The organism is Pantoea sp. ACRSC, assembly GCF_022346785.1.
Classification (GTDB): Bacteria; Pseudomonadota; Gammaproteobacteria; order Enterobacterales; family Enterobacteriaceae; genus Pantoea; species Pantoea alvi.
Genome location: NZ_JAKRNN010000020.1, coordinates 1 through 18,035 on the forward strand (window position 1 = coordinate 1; position 18,035 = coordinate 18,035).

Consider the following 18,035-nt stretch of genomic DNA (forward strand, 5'->3'; position numbering starts at 1 on the left):
ATGGTGCGTGCGCTGAATAAAATAACGAAGGCTGGTATGCCAGAAAGCGTGCGTATTGCCTGAAAACCCGGTCAGCTACAGAGTCACTCGTCCTGAAGCTGATTTATTCAACAAAGCCTCGTTTTAATTGTATTTTCGCTTGGGAGGACCTTGAGACAGCCAAGTGGTTTCGTGGCTTTAGCAGATCTCCGCTATCAACCCCTATCTATGAGGTTCACAGCGATGGCAAAATTCATAAAGGGGATATGTACGTTTACAACGCTCAATGTGGCTCTAGCGAATTTACTTCTCGTCTAGATGCTTATTGGTCAAGCAGTACGCGCGCTGTTAACAATGGCCTTGGTCCTGCGTGGGAGATCTTAGTTGAACTCCCGGCGACAATTGGCAAGCGTGTAGCGTAAACGCCCGGCTCATATCTTGTCTTAGTTATTTGATAACTACCTCAAGATCACTGCGGCACGTATCCCATCTTAAGCACGTCATCCGGCGCGAGGTATACCCAAGCGCCATCTTCCTGAGCAATGCCAATGAAGCCGTTCACGATTTCTGGCTGTGACCGGTTCATCAGGCCAACATGCGTTTCACCTGACTTTGTGGTTACGGTGATGCGGTAGGTATCTGGCATATTGGCTCCAATAAAAAACCGCCCGTAGGCGGCTTGTATGACTTACTTGCCAAGGAAATGGTTCAGGCAAGAATCCTCTATGTCACGAAGAGTATTACCAGGAATGCGCTGGTAAGTGACATGAATTTTATGCCAAACCTCTATCATGCTGGCGCCAAGACCCTGAGATGTAGTGCTGGCAATATGAAAAATATCTGCATGATGCTCGGACGTGGCTAGGTCATAGTAGATTTCGTACTTAGCTGCATGCCCATTAGAGTTCACAAATTTTAGAGTGCTGACTAGCTTAAAACTGCTCATACATACTCCTTTTCCAATGTGATGGGGAGTATACACTTTGCATAACCTTTATTTAACATGGATTGTCAGGTGCACTAGCAAAAACGCCCTGTGATGATTACCTCATAAAATCAGGCAGCCCTTCACCTTTTCGCCACGCCCTGACAGTCGCAATGACTTTCTCAGGCGTTACATCATCATCATCGCTGTAGTAAATCAGATCAGAACCTTCAGGGTGCTCAGTTACTGCAATAAAGTTTTCCAGTAATTCATCCTGGTAGGCTTCACCACCTTCAGCGCTACAAATCTCACTGACTAACTGAGTGAATTCCGCTTCCGTGTAATCTTCAAATTTTGGTTTCAACTTCATCTTCGACCTCTTCCTTTGTAACGTCTTTAATATTACGGCTAAATAACTCGGCTAAACACGTTTTTTACTGCCGGTAATGCTCATATATTCATAAACTAGATTCATCCAAAGAGAAGTTTTTTTTGCTAAAGAAGTTGCGCTTTTCGTCGAAAATAGCGATTAGCAAAAACCATAAAAGCAGAGGAAGCAATGAAAAAGATGTTTTTAGGGATGCTGATGGTCTCAGTAGTAGTAACGTCTTTCACAGCAGATGCTCGCGGTCACCGAGGCGGGGGCGGTCATAGAAGTTACAGTCATAGTTCTGGCTACTCATATCATGCTTCTACGCCAGTAGCTAAAAAGAGATCTTCAAAACCCAGGCGTTCGGCTAAGTATGCTGTTGTTGGTGCCCTTGGGTATGGGGCTTACCAGGCACATAATTACACGACTTCTTATGTGCGCGAGAAAGGACACCAGGCTGCCAGAAGCTCAACACCCAGTAATTATCAGGATCAGCTACAGCCTCAACAGGCAAGCCAGAATACTCTACCAACCTGTTCACCTTTGGCGATGGCAAGTCAACCGGGTTAGACTAATCTCCCTATTTGTCAGGGTGACTTTAAATAGTCTTTCACTCCCGCATCGGCGGATTATCTTTAAGGTCAAAACCTGTTCAGAAAAGGACACTGATAAATGAGCATAATTTTTGTGCCTCCTCTTATTGCCGTGCTGCTCAGTAAAGAGATTGAGAAAGGATTTCCCCTGACTGAGGAAGAGGTGAACACTATTCGAGATAACGCCACAGCTATTGTGGTTGATGCCAATACCGCACTGGCTCTTGTTGAAAACCGTGGGTATCGTGATATCAATCCAGAAAAATGCTGGGAAGAATGGGTTGATTTCAGAAGGGATCGTTAAACTCTTACAGCTAATAGTCGATGAGGTTCACGGGAAGCGGAAGCGGCTAATAGTGCCAGCAGGAATTCCAAATGCATACCCTGATTGCGGCTCAGCTCATCCAGAAGAGCAACGAGGCCCCGCTGGAGTAAAGACGGGTAACTGGATTTGCTTCGATTGCGGAGATAGAGGGTGGATTAAAACTAAACCCTTAGACAAGCCAGTCAGCAAAAGCTGTTAAATTAATTAAACCTGCTCCGGCAGGTTTTTTATTGCCAAAAATCCATAAAAGAACGCATCTATGGCGACACCGAACCCACCCACATTGTCGTCGCTAATAAGACATTATGCGGATTGTTGAGTAGACGAAGCGCTGAAAAACTTATTTACGCATTCTGCATTTGCATAATCAGCCAGGTTTTCCAGGCTTAACAGGTGACTTCAGCCCAGGAGGAAATATGTCAGAAGAGTACAAAAAATGCATCGAAGCCTGTTACCTGTGCGCAGCGGCTTGTGATAACTGTGCGGCATCGTGCCTCGAAGAAGAAAATCTGGAAATGATGCGCCAGTGCATCAAAATGGATATGCAATGCGCAAATATATGCCGACTCGCGGCGCAATTTATGGCGTTAAAAAGTGAGTCAGCCAGCGCGATTTGTCAGATTTGTGCAGATATTTGCCAGAAGTGTGGTGATGAGTGCAGGAAGCATCAACACGACCACTGTCAGGAATGTGCGAAAGCCTGCCATCATTGCGCTGAACAGTGCCGACAGATGGCTGCATAAATAATCGTAACGTTAAAGGCCCGCAGGCTGCGGGCCCGATGAGATGCGTTAATTATTGTCTGACGGCAGTTGGTCTGCCGGTTTACTGACCCCAGCAAGCTCATTAAGACCCTCATGGTTTATTTTTTCATCGGCGCTATCTACAGCACGCGAAATAATAAGCAAATCCTGAAGCTCGCTTAACAGGAGTGCAGCATCTGACTTAAGCACTTCGTCTGAATCGGCAGAATCAATAACCGTATTAATGGCCTTGTTGGCGCCCTCGATCATCTCGGTTACGCCGCCCTGTTTGCTTACGGCCAGCACCAGCGCACTGATCAACAGAGACTGTGCCTCAACGCGTGCTGTGAGTTGTTTCGTGCTCGCATCTATTTGAGAAATTTTGGCAAGCATACTCAGTACAACGTTCTTCATGGCTTTTCTCCCTGCAAAGAGACCATCATATAAGCGTGATTTCGCGCCGGAAATATCAACATTCTGAAAACCGATAACGTCTTCAGGTGAAGCCGCCAGTGAAGCTGTTACGCAGGGCGAACCCGCGCAGCTTTCAGGGTGTGCCTGGCAGGACGCCGAGGAGAACATCAAGAACGTGCTTATAAACGCACCTGATTGTTAGCCGTTTATTATGAGCCGCTTTCGCTCCAGAGCCGGATAGCCCCTGGGGCAGCGCGCCGCTGTTTGCCGGCAAAAAGGTAATGCATCGAGAGGCTCTCCCCTTTTCCAGTACGCGGACAGCGAAGTGATCCCTTGTTTCGTATAACTTTCAGGCTTTTTGCTCAAAACTGAACGGAGGTGGTTAGCGGTGAGTCCAGCCCGCTTTTAAGCGGCAGGCTGAGTGTTTAACCAGAAACGTAAAAAGGCTACCCGGAGGCAGCCTTGAATGGGGAGAGGTTCGGATGAACAAAAGAACATCAGGCAGCCATCGGCTGCGGGTTTATTTGAATCATGGCCGATTTACAAAAAATACATTTAGCGCCAAGCGGGTTTTTGACGTTGATGTCATAAACGGAGCGGCGATATTGCGAGCCCTGACAGTGCGGGCAGCGAAGATAAATAATAGCTGAGATAATTTTTTTGCGTCCTGTGACGTTGGCAGCTGACGGACCTTTTTGGGCCATCCTGCACGGTGAATTCTACTTTCTGCCTCCTGTCTGGAGTGCGGAAATCGTTGCCTTCGATAGCAAAAAGATGCATGACCACATCCTTGCGGCCATCTACTGGCGAAATATAGCCGAAGCCTTTTCTGCGTTAACCTTTAGCCGTGCCGGGCATGTTATGAGAGATAACGTCCCGTTACTTCAAGCCTGTTAATAACTATAGCTGAATTGCAGCGACACATCGGTACGATTGAGATAAAACTCAAACAGGCAGGCTCAGGAGCGGCACTAACGTAAATGAGAGATACGACAGGAGCGAAGGATGAGGTTGTCTGCTGATCAGACCAGGTGGTCATTAACGCATGCATCGACCGCAATTGCAAGCGAGTAAAAAAGCGGAGCGTTATCGCTTTTGCGGCTGCTGAACGCGTAAGCAAATCGGTAAAGCGGAGCGCAAATGCTTTCGCACCACCGTGCTACAGCTTTGCTGTTACACTCTTTACGGCGTCCTGCACCCGGCTACAACTATGCATTGAGCATCGAGAAGGAGAAAGTGGTGAAAAGTAAAATTTATCTTCCGCAGTTCGATATCAGCGCCGACGTGGAGATATTTGGCAATAAGCTTCGGGTCCGCTATGAAGGAAACGAAAACTTTCCCAAGCGCCTGAAGGTTAAAGAGCAATATTTTGTGGTTATCGACGGCAAAGAAACGACGATGGTGCTGGAACGTAAAGCGATCGGTTCCTGGCAATTCTTCCTGCAGTCATGATGGGGTGATTCCCACCTTCACTTACTGACTCAGCAAGGTGGGAATGCGGCGCGGTGCTATTTCTTCTCGCGATCCTCGTAGGGATCTTTTTTGTCATCATTGTGATCGTCACGGGTGCGCGGGATCTCACCGTGTTCAGCGGGCGCATCGGCCGCCGGATGATCGTCCTCTTCATAGGCGTTGTGAACGTGCGGCGTGCTTTCGGGAGCGCTCTTGCTGACGTCCCCTTCCTGTTTACGTTCTTCGTTGGTTTTATGTTTAAACATTTCCGTCTCCTCGTTCGCTTCCAGTCTGTTAAGTGTAGACGTAAATCCTTCAGGCTACGCCAAGCGCGCTTTTTACCTCGTTAGCGATCTTCTCGACCTGCGGGCCATAGATAACCTGGATATCGTGCTCGCTGACGCGGTTAATGCCGTTGGCGCCGGTGGTGAGCAGCGTCTGATCCACCACCTCTTTCATATCTTTTACTCTGACGCGCAGACGGGTAAAGCAGCAGTCAACATCCTCGATATTGGCCTCTCCGCCGAGGCCGCTGATAATCACTTTGGTGCGCTCATCCGCCGCCACCTGCTGCGGCTTCTCATCCTCTGATTCGCGCCCCGGCGTTTCGACGCCCATGCGGGTGATAATAAAGCGGAAGGCGTAGTAGTAGAGCGGCGCATAAATCACGCCGAGCACCAGCGTCCACCACCAGTGGGTTTTACTGCCGCCGAGAATGCCAAACACCACCAGATCGATAATGCCGCCCTGCACGTTGCCGATCATCAGGTGCAGCATCGACATCAGCATAAAGGAGAGACCGGTCAGCAGCGCATGCAGCAGATAGAGCACCGGCGATACAAAGATAAAGCAGAACTCCAGCGGCTCGGTGATGCCGGTGGTGAACGAGGTCAGCGCGCCCGCCATCATCAGCGCCTTGACCCGCTGCTTATGTTCAGGACGCGCGGTGTGGTAGATCGCCAGCGCGGCGGCCGGCAGGCCGAACATCATCACCGGGATTTTGCCCTGGGCGAGAAACTGGGTGGCGTTGCGCAGGGCGTCGTCAGGCACCGAGCCGGGATGCGTCAGCGAGGCGTTGAAGATATTCAGCGCGCCCACCAGCATTTGCCCGTCCACGGTGGCGATGCCGCCAATCGGCGTAAAGCGCACGGTTTCATTAAGGATATGGTGCAGCCCGGTCGGGATCAGGATGCGTTCCGCCGTGCCGAGCAGAAAGGCGCCGTACTGCCCGCTTTTGCCGATCATCTCGCCCACCCAGGCGATGCCCGCGCCCAGCGTCGGCCAGATCAGCGCCAGCAGCACGCCCACCAGCGGCAGGAAAACCACGGTGACGATCGGCACAAAGCGGCGTCCGCCAAAGAAGCTAATGGCGGTCGGCAGCTGCTGCGTATAGAAGCGGTTGTGCAGCAGCACCGTCAGCAGACCGGCGATTACGCCGCCCAGCACGCTCATGTTGTAGGTAAAGATACCGAGCATCTGGATATATTCCGCCGAGGTCATCATCGCCGTGGTCTGGTCCATCCCCGCCTGCTGCAGCGCGGCCGGGGTGGTAGTCGCCGCCGTAAGCCCCTTCGCCGCCAGCGTGGCGCTGATGCCGACGTTCATCGAGATATAGCCGATCACCGCGGCGAAGGCCGCCGTCGGCTTTTCCGCCTTCGCCAGGCCGATGGCGCTCGCCACGGCAAAAAAGACCGGCAGGTTGGCGAAGAGCGCGCCCGCCACTTTGCGGATAAAGCCGATAATCAGCTGCGGCACCTGCATCTGAGCAAAGGCGTCGCCGGTAATCGCCGGGTTCTGCAACGCGGCCGCGAGGCCGAGGAAGATCCCCGCCGCCGCAATCACCGAAATCGGCATCATCAACGCTTTGCCAAACGCATGGATCTGGCTGGTGAGCTGTTTCATGGGGTGCGCCCTTTCAGAAGTGAAGGTGCAAGTATTGACCCGATGCGCCAGTAACTCCCGTTATCAACAGGTTGCCAGAGAGTAAAATTTGAACAGCATCACATTTTCCCGTCTCGCGCGATAAACGCCGGCTATCGCACCATTAAGTCAATCAATTAGACAACTTATGATTGCAGTCGCACACTTCCCTCACCGTCAGGATATATCCTGATAACAAACTTCCTACAAAAAACATAAGCCTGCACTCACCATGAAATTCAAACGTAAAATTAAGCCTTACCGCGCTGCGGCGGGCGGCTGGGGTTCGCTGGAAGCCACCACCCGTTTCGTTTTTGACAGCAAAGCCGCCCTGAAAAATATGCGCAACCTGATGCGTATGAACAAAGCGCGCGGCTTCGACTGCCCCGGCTGCGCCTGGGGCGACGATAACAAAAGCACCTTTAGTTTCTGTGAAAACGGCGCCAAAGCGGTGACCTGGGAAGCGACGCGTCGCGTGGTCGATAGCGACTTCTTCGCCCAGCACAGCGTGACTAAACTCTATGCGCAGAGCGACTACTTCCTCGAATATCAGGGCCGTCTGACCCACCCGATGCGCTATAACGCCGAGACCGATCACTATGAGCCGATCGGCTGGGACGACGCCTTTGCGCTGATCGCAAAGCACATCAAGGCGATGGATAACCCGAACCAGATGGAGCTTTACACCTCAGGGCGCGCCAGCAACGAGGCCTCCTGGCTCTATCAGCTGTTTGGACGCCTGGCGGGCACCAACAACTTCCCGGACTGCTCTAATATGTGTCACGAAGCGAGCGGCGCCGGTCTGAAGCGCAGCATCGGCGTCGGCAAAGGCACTATTCGCCTCGACGACTTCGACCATGCTGACGCCATCTTCGTTTTCGGCCAGAACCCGGGTACCAACCACCCGCGTATGCTGCACAGCCTGCGTCATGCTGCCGATCACGGCGCGAAAATCGTTACCTTCAACACCCTGCGCGAGCGCGGCCTCGAGCGCTTCGCCGATCCGCAGAAGCCGCTGGAAGTGGTCACGTCTAAAGCGGGCACCATCAGCTCCGCCTATTATCAGCCGAATCTCGGCGGCGATATGGCGGCGGTGCGCGGCATGGTGAAAGCGCTGCTGGAGACCCATCGCGCGCGCGTCGCGGCGGGCGAAAAAGGCCTGTTCGACGAAACCTTTATTAACGCCACCACGCACGGCGTCGAAGCCTATTTTGACGCGGTCGACAGCACCGACTGGATGCAGATCGTACAGCAGTCTGGCCTGAGTGAAGCGCAGATCCGCGAAGCGGCGGCGATTTACCAGAGCGCCGATCGCGTTATCGTTACCTGGGCGATGGGCATCACGCAGCACAAACACTCGGTGGACACGGTACGCGAGATCGTCAACCTGCAGCTGCTGTTCGGCCAGCTCGGCAAGAAAGGCGCAGGCCTCTGCCCGGTGCGCGGCCACAGCAACGTGCAGGGCAACCGCACCATGGGCATCGACGAGAAGCCGAGCAAAGCCTTCCTCGACGCGCTCGGCAGCCATTTCAACTTCGAGCCGCCGCGCGAGCACGGCCATAACACCGTTGACGCGCTGAACGCCATGCTGCGCGACGAGATCAAAGTGCTGATCGCGCTGGGCGGCAACCTCGCCGCGGCGGCGCCCGATTCGCCGCGCACCGAAGAGGCGCTGCAGCGCTGCGGTCTGACGGTGCATATCAGCACCAAGCTTAACCGCAGCCATCTGGTACCGGGCGCAGAAAGCCTGATCCTGCCGACCCTGGGCCGCACCGAGCGTGATACCCAGGCGACCGGCAACCAGTTTATCACCGTAGAAGACTCCTTCAGCATGGTGCACGCCTCCGAAGGCATCGGCATTCCGCTGGCGGAGACGCAGCGCTCTGAGACCGCTATCGTCGCGGGCATCGCGCACGCGGTGCTGGGCGATGAGAAGGTGCAGTGGCTGAAGCTGGCCGCCGACTACAACCTGATCCGCGACCATATCGCCGCCACGATCCCGGGCTTCGCCGACTTTAACGAGAAGTGCGATCTGCCGGGCGGTTTCTATCTCGGCAACGCGGCAGCAGAGCTGCGCTTCAACACCCCGACCCAGAAAGCGGAGTTCAGCAGCGCGGCGCTGCCGGCCTCGCTCTTCCCGCAGGACGTCGCGGAAGTGCCCTTTACCCTGCAAACCCTGCGCTCCCATGACCAGTACAACACCACGATCTACGGCCTCGACGACCGTTACCGCGGCGTTTACGGCCAGCGCGAAGTGGTGTTTATCAACCCGGAAGATATGCAGGCGCTCGGCTTTACCGAAGGTCAGCTGGTGGATATTGAGACCCTGTGGAACGACAATATTTCGCGTCGCGTCAGCGGTTTCAAACTGGTGCCCTACAATATTCCGCGCGGCAACCTCGCGGCCTATTATCCAGAAACCAACCCGCTGGTCCCGCTGAACAGCTTTGGCGATATCAGCGGCACCCCCACCTCAAAATCGGTTCCGGTGAAGCTGGAACTGTCGGTTTCCCTGCCGACTCAGCGCATCGCGTAAGCGCAGAGTTTCCTTAGTTAAAAGCCGGTTAATCCGGCTTTTTTACCCCTTTTTGCCTTGCCGCGCGCCCCTGATTCGCGTAAAACTAGCAGCCGCTCTTAGGCCACGAAACTAAACTGACTATGTTCCAGGATAATCCGCTGCTCGCGCAGCTTAAAGAGAAGCTCCACGCGCAGACTCCCCGCGCAGAAGGTGTTGTTAAAGGCACCGAAAAAGGTTTCGGCTTCCTTGAAGTCGACGCGCAGAAAAGCTATTTCATTCCGCCGCCGCAGATGAAGAAAGTGATGCACGGCGACCGTGTCTCCGCCATCATCCACAGCGACAAGGATCGTGAAAGCGCCGAGCCTGAAACGCTGATCGAACCCTTTCTCAGCCGTTTTGTCGGCCGCGTGCAGAAGAAAGATGACCGTCTTTCCATCGTCCCGGACCATCCGCTGTTAAAAGACGCCATCCCCTGCCGTCCGGAGCGTGGCCTGAGCCATGATTTCCAGGCGGGCGACTGGGCCGTCGCGGAAATGCGCCGCCATCCGCTGAAAGGCGACCGCGGCTTCTATGCCGAACTGACCGAATTTATCGTTAAAGCCGACGATCATCTGGCGCCGTGGTGGGTCACCCTGTCGCGCCATAACCTCGAGCGCGAAGCGCCGCAGGTCGGCTTTGGCGAGATGCTGGACGAACAGCTGACGCGCGAAGATCTTACCGCGCTTGACTTCGTTACCATCGACAGCGCCAGCACCGAAGATATGGATGACGCGCTCTACGTCGAAGAGAACGCCGACGGCACGCTGAGCCTGACCATTGCCATTGCCGATCCTACCGCCTACGTGCCTGAAGGCAGTGAACTGGATAAGCTGGCGGCGCAGCGCGCCTTTACCAACTACCTGCCGGGCTTTAATATCCCGATGCTGCCGCGCGAGCTTTCTGACGACGTCTGCTCGCTGCGTCCCAACGAGCGCCGCCCCGCGCTGGTCTGCCGCGTTACCGTGGCGCAGGATGGCTCGCTGGGCGACGACGTTCACTTCTTTGCCGCCTGGATCGAATCGAAAGCCAAACTGGTATATGACCAGGTCTCCGACTGGCTGGAAAACAGCGGCGACTGGCAGCCGCAGAGCGAGGCGATTGCTCAGCAGATCCGTCTGCTGCACCGCATCTGCCTGGCGCGCAGCGAGTGGCGTCAGAACCATGCGCTGGTATTTAAGGATCGCCCGGATTACCGCTTTGTCCTCGGCGAGAAAGGCGAAGTGCTGGATATCGTCGCCGAGCCGCGCCGCATCGCCAACCGTATGGTAGAAGAGGCGATGATCCTCGCCAACGTCTGCGCCGGTAAGGTGCTGCGCGAGAAGCTGGGCTTCGGCGTCTACAACGTGCATACCGGCTTCGACGCCACCAATGCCGAACAGGCCGCCGCCGTGCTGGCCAGCCACGGCATCGCCGTTGACGCCACCGCCATTACCACGCTGGAGGGCTTCCGCCAGCTGCGCCGCGAGCTGGATGCCCAGCCGACGCAGTTCCTCGACAGCCGTATCCGTCGCTTCCAGTCCTTCGCTGAGATCAGCACCGAGCCGGGCCCGCACTTTGGTCTGGGTCTGGAGGCGTACGCCACCTGGACCTCACCGATCCGTAAATCGGGCGATATGATCAACCATCGTCTGCTGAAAGCGATTATTCGCGGCGAGCAAGGCGCGCGTCCGGATGAGGCGTTAACCACCATTATGAGCGAGCGTCGTCGCCTGAACCGCATGGCGGAGCGCGACGTGGGCGACTGGCTCTATGCCCGCTGGCTGGCGCCGCACGCCGGTACCGACCGCAAGTTCAGCGCTGAGATTATCGACGTCTCCCGCGGTGGCATGCGCGTGCGCCTGCTGGAGAACGGCGCGGTTGCCTTTATTCCGGCGCCCTTTATCCACGCGGTACGCGACGAACTGGTGTGCAGCCAGGAGAACGGCACCGTGCAGATCAAAGGCGAAGTTGCCTTCCGCGTGACCGACGTTATTGACGTGACCATCGCCGAAGTGCGCATGGAAACGCGCAGCGTCGTGGCGCGCCCGGCCGTCTAAGCATCAAACCCTGCGGGATAATCGCCGTTATCCCGCATTTTCACTTCTCTCTTTACACAAATGTTATATTTGTTCCCCGCTTCACACTTCTTAACACATTAACTTTCACTTACATTCCATTACATTACCTTTGACTCGTTGTCTTTGAACGTCCCTTTCGGTTCATACAAGGAGTGAGGTCATGAAGAACGTCAAAACCAGCGTCATCTGGTTAGCAGTGGCGTTAGTCGGCGCGGGCGCATTCGCCATGCTGGCGTTAAATCGCGGCGAGCACGTTAACGCCGTCTGGCTGGTGGTGGCCGCGGTCGCCTGCTACAGCATCGCTTATCGCTTTTACAGCCTGTTTATCGCCCGCAATATTTTCGAGCTGGACGATCGTCGCCGTACGCCCGCCGAGCGTTTCAACGACGGCCTCGACTATGTACCGACCAACAAATGGGTGCTGTTCGGCCACCATTTTGCCGCTATCGCCGGCGCCGGGCCGCTGGTCGGGCCGATCCTCGCGGCGCAGATGGGCTTTCTGCCAGGCACCATCTGGATCCTTGTCGGCGTAATGCTGGCGGGCGCGGTGCAGGATTTCCTCGTGCTGTTTATCTCTACCCGCCGCGACGGCCGTTCGCTGGGCGAAATGGCGCGTCAGGAGCTGGGTGCCTTTGCGGGCGTGATTACCATGCTCGGCGCGCTCGGCGTGATGATTATTATCCTCTCCGCGCTGGCGCTGGTGGTGGTGAAAGCGCTGGCTAACTCGCCGTGGGGACTCTTTACCATCGCCGCGACCATTCCCATCGCGCTGCTGATGGGCGTTTATATGCGCTTTATCCGCCCCGGCAAGATAGCGGAGGTGTCGCTGATCGGCTTTGTGCTGATGATGGCGGCGATTATCTACGGCGGCAACGTGGCGCAGGATCCTTACTGGGGCCCCTTCTTTACCCTGAAAGGCACCTCGCTGACCTGGGTGCTGGTGATCTACGGCTTTGTCGCCTCGGTGCTGCCGGTCTGGCTGCTGCTGGCGCCGCGCGACTATCTTTCCACCTTCCTGAAAATCGGCGTGATCGTCGGGCTGGCAATCGGCATTCTGTTCGCCATGCCGGAAATGAAGATGCCAGCGGTGACGCGCTTTATCGACGGCAGCGGCCCGGTCTTCTCCGGCCAGCTCTTCCCCTTCCTGTTTATCACTATCGCCTGCGGTGCCATCTCTGGCTTTCACGCACTGGTCTCCAGCGGCACCACGCCGAAGCTGGTAGAGCGCGAGAGCCATATTCGCTTTATCGGCTATGGCGCTATGCTGATGGAATCTTTCGTCGCCATCATGGCGCTGATCTGCGCCTCGGTCATCGATCCCGGCGTCTACTTTGCCATGAACTCCCCGGCGGCGCTGATCGGCACCACGGTAGAGAACGCTTCGCAGGTGATTAACGGCTGGGGCTTTGTGGTGACGCCTGAAATGCTCTCTGGCATTGCGCGCGACGTCGGCGAGGCGTCGGTATTGTCACGCGCCGGCGGCGCGCCGACCTTTGCGGTGGGCATGGCGCATATCATTACCGACGTCTTTAACAGCCGGGCGATGATGGCCTTCTGGTATCACTTCGCTATCCTGTTCGAAGCGCTGTTTATTCTCACCGCGGTGGATGCCGGCACGCGCGCCTGTCGCTTTATGGTGCAGGACCTGGTTGGCACGGTGGTGCCGTCGCTGGCGAATAACCGCTCGTGGGCGGGCAATATGGCGGGCACGGCGGTCGCGGTGGCCGGCTGGGGCTTCTTTGTCTACCAGGGCGTGGTCGATCCGCTGGGCGGCATCAATACCCTGTGGCCGCTGTTCGGCATCGGCAACCAGATGCTCGCCTCTATGGCGCTGATCCTGGGCACCGTGGTGCTGTTCAAGATGAAGAAGCAGCGCTACGCCTGGGTAACGATTCTGCCGACCGCCTGGCTGTTTATCACCTCGATGACGGCGGGCTGGCAGAAGATTTTCCATGAGAAGCCCTCAATCGGCTTCCTGGCGCAGGCGAATAAGTTCCGCAAGGGGATCGACGAGGGGGTCATTATCGCCCCGGCGAAGAGCGTGGCGGATATGCAGACCATCGTCTTCAGCAACCAGATCAACGCCGTGCTGTGCGGCTTCTTTATGCTGGTGGCGGTCACCATGCTGATCGCCGCCTTCTTTGTGATTCGCCGCGCCCTGCGCAGCAGCGTGCCAACCACGCACGAGGCGGAGCCGTCGCTGCGCAAGGAGGTACGCCATGTCTGATGCAATTCATCGCGCCGCCCGTCCGGCGCGCCTCGAGGCCATTCACCGCTGCCGCCCGCTCGACGCCCCCCGGCGCTTTCGCTGGCGGACGCTGTGGCGCGGCCTGCAGCAAAGTTTTCGTCTGATGGTCGGGGTGCAGGATTATCAAAATTATCTTCAGCATATGCAGCGTCAGCACCCGGATCTTACCCCAATGAGCGAGCGCGATTTTCACCGCTACTGTCTTGATGCCCGGTTCCCCAGTCAGGCCGGCAAGCTGGGTAAATGTCCTTGTTAAGCCGGTAATTTAGCCCCGCGACGCGGGGCTTTTTTGTGCCATTGGTTACCAGACTGGAAAATATATTTGGCTGGCATCTTGTACTGAAGTGAGATGCCGAATACTGTTGATAAAATAATGAGATAACGCCAGCAGAGCACTCCCCCGGAGGACCTTTCCATGACCGATGAACAAGGGCAAACGTTGCTGTATACCTTGTTTGGCACGACCAGCCCTCATTGGCGCCTGACCACCGACAGCGATGCCCTGCATTTCGCAGAGGATGAAAACGCGCACACCAATATCGCCGTTGCGCTGACGCCCGCGCAGGCCAGCCTGCTGCGCGCCATGACGGTAATCACCTCCAGCGTGAACCTGACGCTGCCGCTGCACGGCACGCCGGTGCCGATGCACTTTGTCGGCCGCAAGGTAAACCAGTCGAGCTGGGCCGGCACCGCCTCCGCCTGGGGCGATACCTCCGCCGTCGCGCGCGATCTGACGCAGGGCCTCTCTTTCGCCGAACAGGTGGTATCTGAAGCCAACTCGGTGATTGTGATTGTCGATCAGCGCGGCAATATTCAGCGCTTTAACCGCCTCAGCGAGGAGTACACCGGCCTTAACGAGCACGAGGTTATCGGCCGCAACGTGTTTCAGCTGTTTATGACCAAACAGGAGGCGGCCGCCTCGCGCCGCAATATCGCCGGCTTCTTCCGCGACGGCAATTCCTATGAGGTGGAACGCTGGGTGAAGACCCGTAAGGGCCAGCGACTCTTTCTGTTTCGTAATAAGTTCGTTCACAGCGGCAGCGGCAAAAATGAAATTTTCCTCATCTGTTCCGGAATGGACATAACCGAGGAGCGACGGGCGCAGGAGCGCCTGCGGGTGATGGCAAACACCGATACCGTGACCGGTTTGCCCAATCGCAACGCGATCCACCAGCAAATTAGCCTGGCGCTGGAGCTGGCGAAAGAGGATGAGACCGGCGTGGTCTACCTCGATCTCGATAATTTCAAGAAGGTGAACGACGCCTACGGTCATATGTTCGGCGATCAGCTGCTGCAGGCGGTGTCGCTGGCGATCCTCAGCTGCCTGGGCAAAGACCAGACGCTGGCGCGCCTCGGCGGCGACGAGTTCGTGGTGCTGGCAGAGCACACCAGCCAGGCGGCGCTGGAGGCGATGGCGTCGCGCATTCTCGAACGCCTGCGCCAGCCCTTCCGTATCGGCCTGATTGAAGTCTACAGCGGCTGTTCTATTGGCATCGCGCTGGCGCCGCTGCACGGCGAGGACCGCGAGAGCCTGATCCGCAACGCCGACACCGCGATGTATCACGCCAAAGAGAACGGGCGCGGCAAGTTCTGCGTTTTCGCTGCGGAGATGAACCAGCGCGTGTTTGAGTATCTCTGGCTCGACACCAACCTGCGCAAGGCGCTCGAACAGGATCACCTGACGGTGTTCTATCAGCCGAAGCTCGATCGCGACGGCGCGGTGCGCAGCGCGGAAGCGCTGGTGCGCTGGAATTCGCCTGAGCGCGGCATGGTTTCGCCCGCCGATTTTATTCCCTATGCCGAAGAGTCAGGGCTGATTGTGCCGCTCGGCCGCTGGGTGATGCTGACCGTGCTGCGACAGATTCTGGCCTGGCGCGAACAGGGCATTAACCTGCGCGTGGCGGTCAACGTCTCGGCGCGACAGCTGATTGACCAGAGCATCTACAGCGATCTCAAGCTGGCGCTGATGGACAGCGGCCTGACGGAGTGCCCGATCGATATCGAGCTCACCGAAAGCTGCCTGATTGAGAACGAAGCGCAGGCGCTGACCCTGATGAAGCAGTTCCAGGAGCTGGGCGCGCAGGTGCATCTTGACGATTTCGGCACGGGCTACTCTTCGCTGTCGCAGCTCGCGCGCGTGCCGATCAACGCCATCAAGCTTGATCAAAGTTTTATTCGTAATATTAATGAGCAGCCGGTTTCCCAGTCGCTGGTGCGCGCCATCGTTGCCGTCGCCAAGGCGCTGACGCTGGAGGTGATCGCCGAAGGCATCGAGACGAAAGCGGAAGAAGAGTTTGTCCTCCTCAACGGCGTAGACGGGCGTCAGGGCTACTTCTACGCAAAACCAATGCCCGCGGAACAGTTTGGGCATTGGCTGGCTAAGCATCCTGCCCGCGTTTAAAACTCCGCGTTATTAACCCGCTTTACGCAAGGATGCGCTATGGCGGTTTTGTAACTGCACCAGACGTTCCATATAGGCGATATCTTTCGGCTCCAGCGTAAAGGCATAGTCGACCCAGTCCTCAGTGATATCCATCAGCTCGGCGCGCGACAGCTGCAGCACGCGCTGGCGCGCTTTCAGCATGGCGCGCACGCCGTTGAGCTTCGGCCGCAGCGTATCGATAAAGGTGCGCGTGCAGCGGTAGCTTTCGCCGGGCTGGAACACCTTGTCCACCAGGCCGCGCGTTTCATACCATTCTGCGCTGTGTGACTCCCCTTCGCATATCAGCTCTTCCGCCAGCTTCATACCGGCCCGACGCGCCACCAGAGAGTAGCCGCCCATGCCGGGGAACAGGTTAAAAGCGATTTCCGGGAAGCCGAGCCGGGCGTTGTTTTGCGCCAGGATAAAGTGGTGCGCCAGCGCGGCTTCAAAGCCGCCGCCCAGCGCGCTGCCCTCAATCATCGCCAGCGTCACCGCGCCGGTGTCAAAACCGCGCGCCGCCGAGTGAATGCAGTCGACGCAGGCCCGGGCATAGGCGCGCAGCGCTTCGCGGCGGTTGTTGCGAATGCACTCGACGAAGAAGCGCAGATCGCCGCCCGCGTTGAACATCTGCGGCACCAGCGAGCCGGTGACCCAGAAATCGATCGGCAGACCGGAACGCTGTGCCGCATAGCTCAGGTTCATGATCTCCTCGATTAATTCGTGGTTAAAGCTGGGGCGCGGCTGCGCCCGCAGCATCATCCACATGGTGCGGCGGCCCTCTTCGTAGTACGCGGCAAGTTGAGTAGTCTGTCCCACTTCGGTGAACAGTCGGCAGGTTGGTTGGTTAATTACTGTCATCGTCTCATCCTCTGTTTATTTGATGCGTTAAACGCCACATCAGCGTAATGCAGAGAGAGGCCAGACCAAATGAGAGATTGATTTATAAAGTAAAATCCAGAGATATCCCCGACTTAGTGGCCGGGGATGTTTAAGCGGGCTTACTTAATCGCCGCGCGCTGGCCAACCGCAACGCGCGAACGCTTAATGCGTTTTGAATAGACAGCAGTTATCACTGGCACCAGCACCGAGGTAACAATCACCGATGTCGCCACCAGCGCAGTGGCGGCTGGCGCGACCGGTTTAAACTGCGGCAGCATTTCCGCTATCAGCACCGGCGTCGCCACCGCTGCTCCCGCCGTGCTCGACGCGGCGATGCCTGCCGTGCCGTCGCCGCCGCCAATCAGGCGGTCGGCGATAATCAGCGGAATACCGGTGACGATAATTACCGCCACGCCCAGCAGGATACCCAGCAGGCCGGTTTGAGCGATAACCGTGAGATCGATGGTGTTGCCCAGCGCGAAGGCGAAGAAAGGAATCAGCGTATGTACCGCTTTAGCGAAAAATTCCCGCAGTTCTGGATCCAGATTGCCCAGCGCAAAGCCGATCAGAAACGGCAGAACCGCGCCGACGAAGACGTGCGGTTCAAAGGAGGCGATGCCGGCCGTGCCGAGGATCACCATCGTCATCAGCGGCCCCGACTCCAGCGACATCAGCACAAAGGCACCCGCCTCTTCTTTGCTGCCGTACTGCTGCATGATCGAAGCGTACAGGCCGCCGTTGGTCATATCCATCGCGGCGACCAGCGCCAGCGTCGAGAGGCCAGCGAACATGCCAACCTCGACGCCGTTCTCTGGCACCACGCGCGCGGCGATCGCCGCAACAACCCACGCCACCGCGATTTTGGTGATGACCAGCGTGCCCGACTTGCGCAGGACCGCGCCGGTGGCGCTGAGCCTGATGGAGGCGCCCATGCAGAAGAACCAGATGGCGAGGATCGGCACCGTACCGGTCATCAGGCCATTGCTGAAAGAGCCGAGGTATTTGCCCGCGCCCGGCGTCAGGGTGTGGCAAAGCGCGCCGAGAAAGAGCGGAATAAGCATCATGCCGCCAGGGATTTTATCGATAGCACGTTTGATATGCATAAGGGATCACCTTTGCTGTCCAGAGGGAGGTGCGTTTTTATGCCCGAG

17 protein-coding genes and 1 pseudogene are annotated in these 18,035 nt (G+C 56.8%); 8 read left to right on the forward strand and 10 right to left on the reverse strand.

What is annotated here, in order from left to right; translation table 11 throughout:
* Window positions 1-448: 448 nt before the first annotated feature.
* The 3 genes from MHZ97_RS17230 to MHZ97_RS17240 all read right to left on the reverse strand — a co-directional run bounded on the left by MHZ97_RS17230 (window position 449) and on the right by MHZ97_RS17240 (window position 1,274).
* Window positions 449-625: a hypothetical protein gene (locus tag MHZ97_RS17230; RefSeq protein ID WP_239315227.1), complete on the reverse strand. Its 177-nt coding sequence runs from the start codon at window positions 623-625 to the stop codon at window positions 449-451.
* Window positions 626-667: 42 nt separating this feature from the next.
* Window positions 668-925 (reverse strand): hypothetical protein, encoded by a 258-nt coding sequence (locus MHZ97_RS17235; RefSeq protein ID WP_239315228.1) that lies wholly within the window; start codon window positions 923-925, stop codon window positions 668-670.
* A gap of 97 nt (window positions 926-1,022) precedes the next feature.
* On the reverse strand, window positions 1,023-1,274 hold the full coding sequence (locus MHZ97_RS17240) for a bacteriocin immunity protein (protein ID WP_239315229.1): 252 nt from the start codon (window positions 1,272-1,274) through the stop codon (window positions 1,023-1,025).
* Between the two features lie 672 nt (window positions 1,275-1,946).
* Between MHZ97_RS17240 and MHZ97_RS17245 the strand changes: the two genes are divergently transcribed.
* Both MHZ97_RS17245 and MHZ97_RS17250 read left to right on the forward strand, forming a co-directional pair.
* A complete protein-coding gene (locus MHZ97_RS17245) occupies window positions 1,947-2,171 on the forward strand; it encodes a hypothetical protein (protein ID WP_239315230.1) in 225 nt (74 codons plus the stop codon).
* Window positions 2,172-2,608: 437 nt separating this feature from the next.
* Window positions 2,609-2,935 carry a four-helix bundle copper-binding protein gene (locus MHZ97_RS17250; RefSeq protein WP_103795945.1) on the forward strand — a complete coding sequence of 109 codons (327 nt, stop codon included), beginning with the start codon at window positions 2,609-2,611 and terminating at the stop codon, window positions 2,933-2,935.
* Between the two features lie 48 nt (window positions 2,936-2,983).
* Here MHZ97_RS17250 and iraP read toward each other — a convergent pair whose 3' ends face one another.
* From iraP to MHZ97_RS22365, 3 genes and pseudogenes are all read right to left on the reverse strand, one after another.
* Window positions 2,984-3,349 (reverse strand): anti-adapter protein IraP, encoded by a 366-nt coding sequence (iraP, locus tag MHZ97_RS17255; protein ID WP_239315256.1) that lies wholly within the window; start codon window positions 3,347-3,349, stop codon window positions 2,984-2,986.
* A 497-nt stretch (window positions 3,350-3,846) separates the two neighbouring features.
* A complete protein-coding gene (locus MHZ97_RS17260) occupies window positions 3,847-4,002 on the reverse strand; it encodes a cold-shock protein (protein ID WP_103796182.1) in 156 nt (51 codons plus the stop codon).
* An 18-nt stretch (window positions 4,003-4,020) separates the two neighbouring features.
* A pseudogene (locus MHZ97_RS22365) lies at window positions 4,021-4,177 on the reverse strand (cold shock domain-containing protein); the annotation flags it as partial.
* A 411-nt stretch (window positions 4,178-4,588) separates the two neighbouring features.
* On the opposite strand from MHZ97_RS22365, the gene MHZ97_RS17270 reads away from it, so the two are divergent.
* Window positions 4,589-4,801, forward strand: coding sequence for a hypothetical protein (locus tag MHZ97_RS17270; protein ID WP_239315231.1), 213 nt, complete (start codon window positions 4,589-4,591; stop codon window positions 4,799-4,801).
* A 56-nt stretch (window positions 4,802-4,857) separates the two neighbouring features.
* Here the strand turns inward: MHZ97_RS17270 and MHZ97_RS17275 are convergent, their stop codons facing one another.
* Entirely contained in the window at window positions 4,858-5,067 is a 210-nt protein-coding gene (locus tag MHZ97_RS17275) for a hypothetical protein (protein WP_103795948.1), read from the reverse strand.
* A gap of 49 nt (window positions 5,068-5,116) precedes the next feature.
* Window positions 5,117-6,703, reverse strand: a complete 1,587-nt coding sequence (locus tag MHZ97_RS17280; RefSeq protein ID WP_103795949.1) for a PTS transporter subunit EIIC — start codon at window positions 6,701-6,703, stop codon at window positions 5,117-5,119.
* 250 nt (window positions 6,704-6,953) lie between these two features.
* On the opposite strand from MHZ97_RS17280, the gene MHZ97_RS17285 reads away from it, so the two are divergent.
* From MHZ97_RS17285 to pdeR, 5 genes are all read left to right on the forward strand, one after another.
* Window positions 6,954-9,257: an FdhF/YdeP family oxidoreductase gene (locus MHZ97_RS17285; protein ID WP_239315232.1), complete on the forward strand. Its 2,304-nt coding sequence runs from the start codon at window positions 6,954-6,956 to the stop codon at window positions 9,255-9,257.
* A 122-nt stretch (window positions 9,258-9,379) separates the two neighbouring features.
* The gene (locus tag MHZ97_RS17290) at window positions 9,380-11,314 is read left to right on the forward strand and encodes an exoribonuclease II (RefSeq protein WP_239315233.1); all 1,935 of its coding nucleotides are present in this window, start codon (window positions 9,380-9,382) and stop codon (window positions 11,312-11,314) included.
* A gap of 181 nt (window positions 11,315-11,495) precedes the next feature.
* Window positions 11,496-13,562, forward strand: coding sequence for a carbon starvation CstA family protein (locus MHZ97_RS17295; protein ID WP_103795952.1), 2,067 nt, complete (start codon window positions 11,496-11,498; stop codon window positions 13,560-13,562).
* Complete coding sequence (locus tag MHZ97_RS17300) at window positions 13,555-13,839, forward strand: YbdD/YjiX family protein (RefSeq protein WP_103795953.1); 285 nt, start codon at window positions 13,555-13,557, stop codon at window positions 13,837-13,839. The genes MHZ97_RS17295 and MHZ97_RS17300 overlap by 8 nt, the downstream gene beginning before the upstream one ends.
* Before the next feature lie 159 nt (window positions 13,840-13,998).
* Window positions 13,999-15,984, forward strand: a complete 1,986-nt coding sequence (gene pdeR, locus MHZ97_RS17305) for a cyclic di-GMP phosphodiesterase (protein ID WP_239315234.1) — start codon at window positions 13,999-14,001, stop codon at window positions 15,982-15,984.
* 12 nt (window positions 15,985-15,996) lie between these two features.
* Here pdeR and MHZ97_RS17310 read toward each other — a convergent pair whose 3' ends face one another.
* Complete coding sequence (locus MHZ97_RS17310; protein ID WP_103795955.1) at window positions 15,997-16,863, reverse strand: crotonase/enoyl-CoA hydratase family protein; 867 nt, start codon at window positions 16,861-16,863, stop codon at window positions 15,997-15,999.
* A gap of 140 nt (window positions 16,864-17,003) precedes the next feature.
* Window positions 17,004-17,987 (reverse strand): 2-keto-3-deoxygluconate transporter, encoded by a 984-nt coding sequence (kdgT, locus tag MHZ97_RS17315; protein ID WP_103795956.1) that lies wholly within the window; start codon window positions 17,985-17,987, stop codon window positions 17,004-17,006.
* Window positions 17,988-18,035: the final 48 nt, after the last annotated feature.

What these genes read in the sequence shown, in the direction of transcription:
- iraP (WP_239315256.1), bottom strand. Translation starts at nt 3,349, where the DNA reads ATGAAGAACGTTGTACTGAGTATGCTTGCCAAAATTTCTCAAATAGAT.
- MHZ97_RS17310 (WP_103795955.1), bottom strand. Translation starts at nt 16,863, where the DNA reads ATGACAGTAATTAACCAACCAACCTGCCGACTGTTCACCGAAGTGGGA.
- MHZ97_RS17300 (WP_103795953.1), top strand. Translation starts at nt 13,555, where the DNA reads ATGTCTGATGCAATTCATCGCGCCGCCCGTCCGGCGCGCCTCGAGGCC.
- MHZ97_RS17280 (WP_103795949.1), bottom strand. Translation starts at nt 6,703, where the DNA reads ATGAAACAGCTCACCAGCCAGATCCATGCGTTTGGCAAAGCGTTGATG.
- MHZ97_RS17290 (WP_239315233.1), top strand. Translation starts at nt 9,380, where the DNA reads ATGTTCCAGGATAATCCGCTGCTCGCGCAGCTTAAAGAGAAGCTCCAC.
- MHZ97_RS17235 (WP_239315228.1), bottom strand. Translation starts at nt 925, where the DNA reads ATGAGCAGTTTTAAGCTAGTCAGCACTCTAAAATTTGTGAACTCTAAT.
- MHZ97_RS17285 (WP_239315232.1), top strand. Translation starts at nt 6,954, where the DNA reads ATGAAATTCAAACGTAAAATTAAGCCTTACCGCGCTGCGGCGGGCGGC.
- MHZ97_RS17245 (WP_239315230.1), top strand. Translation starts at nt 1,947, where the DNA reads ATGAGCATAATTTTTGTGCCTCCTCTTATTGCCGTGCTGCTCAGTAAA.
- MHZ97_RS17230 (WP_239315227.1), bottom strand. Translation starts at nt 625, where the DNA reads ATGCCAGATACCTACCGCATCACCGTAACCACAAAGTCAGGTGAAACG.
- MHZ97_RS17275 (WP_103795948.1), bottom strand. Translation starts at nt 5,067, where the DNA reads ATGTTTAAACATAAAACCAACGAAGAACGTAAACAGGAAGGGGACGTC.
- pdeR (WP_239315234.1), top strand. Translation starts at nt 13,999, where the DNA reads ATGACCGATGAACAAGGGCAAACGTTGCTGTATACCTTGTTTGGCACG.
- MHZ97_RS17250 (WP_103795945.1), top strand. Translation starts at nt 2,609, where the DNA reads ATGTCAGAAGAGTACAAAAAATGCATCGAAGCCTGTTACCTGTGCGCA.
- MHZ97_RS17295 (WP_103795952.1), top strand. Translation starts at nt 11,496, where the DNA reads ATGAAGAACGTCAAAACCAGCGTCATCTGGTTAGCAGTGGCGTTAGTC.
- kdgT (WP_103795956.1), bottom strand. Translation starts at nt 17,987, where the DNA reads ATGCATATCAAACGTGCTATCGATAAAATCCCTGGCGGCATGATGCTT.
- MHZ97_RS17240 (WP_239315229.1), bottom strand. Translation starts at nt 1,274, where the DNA reads ATGAAGTTGAAACCAAAATTTGAAGATTACACGGAAGCGGAATTCACT.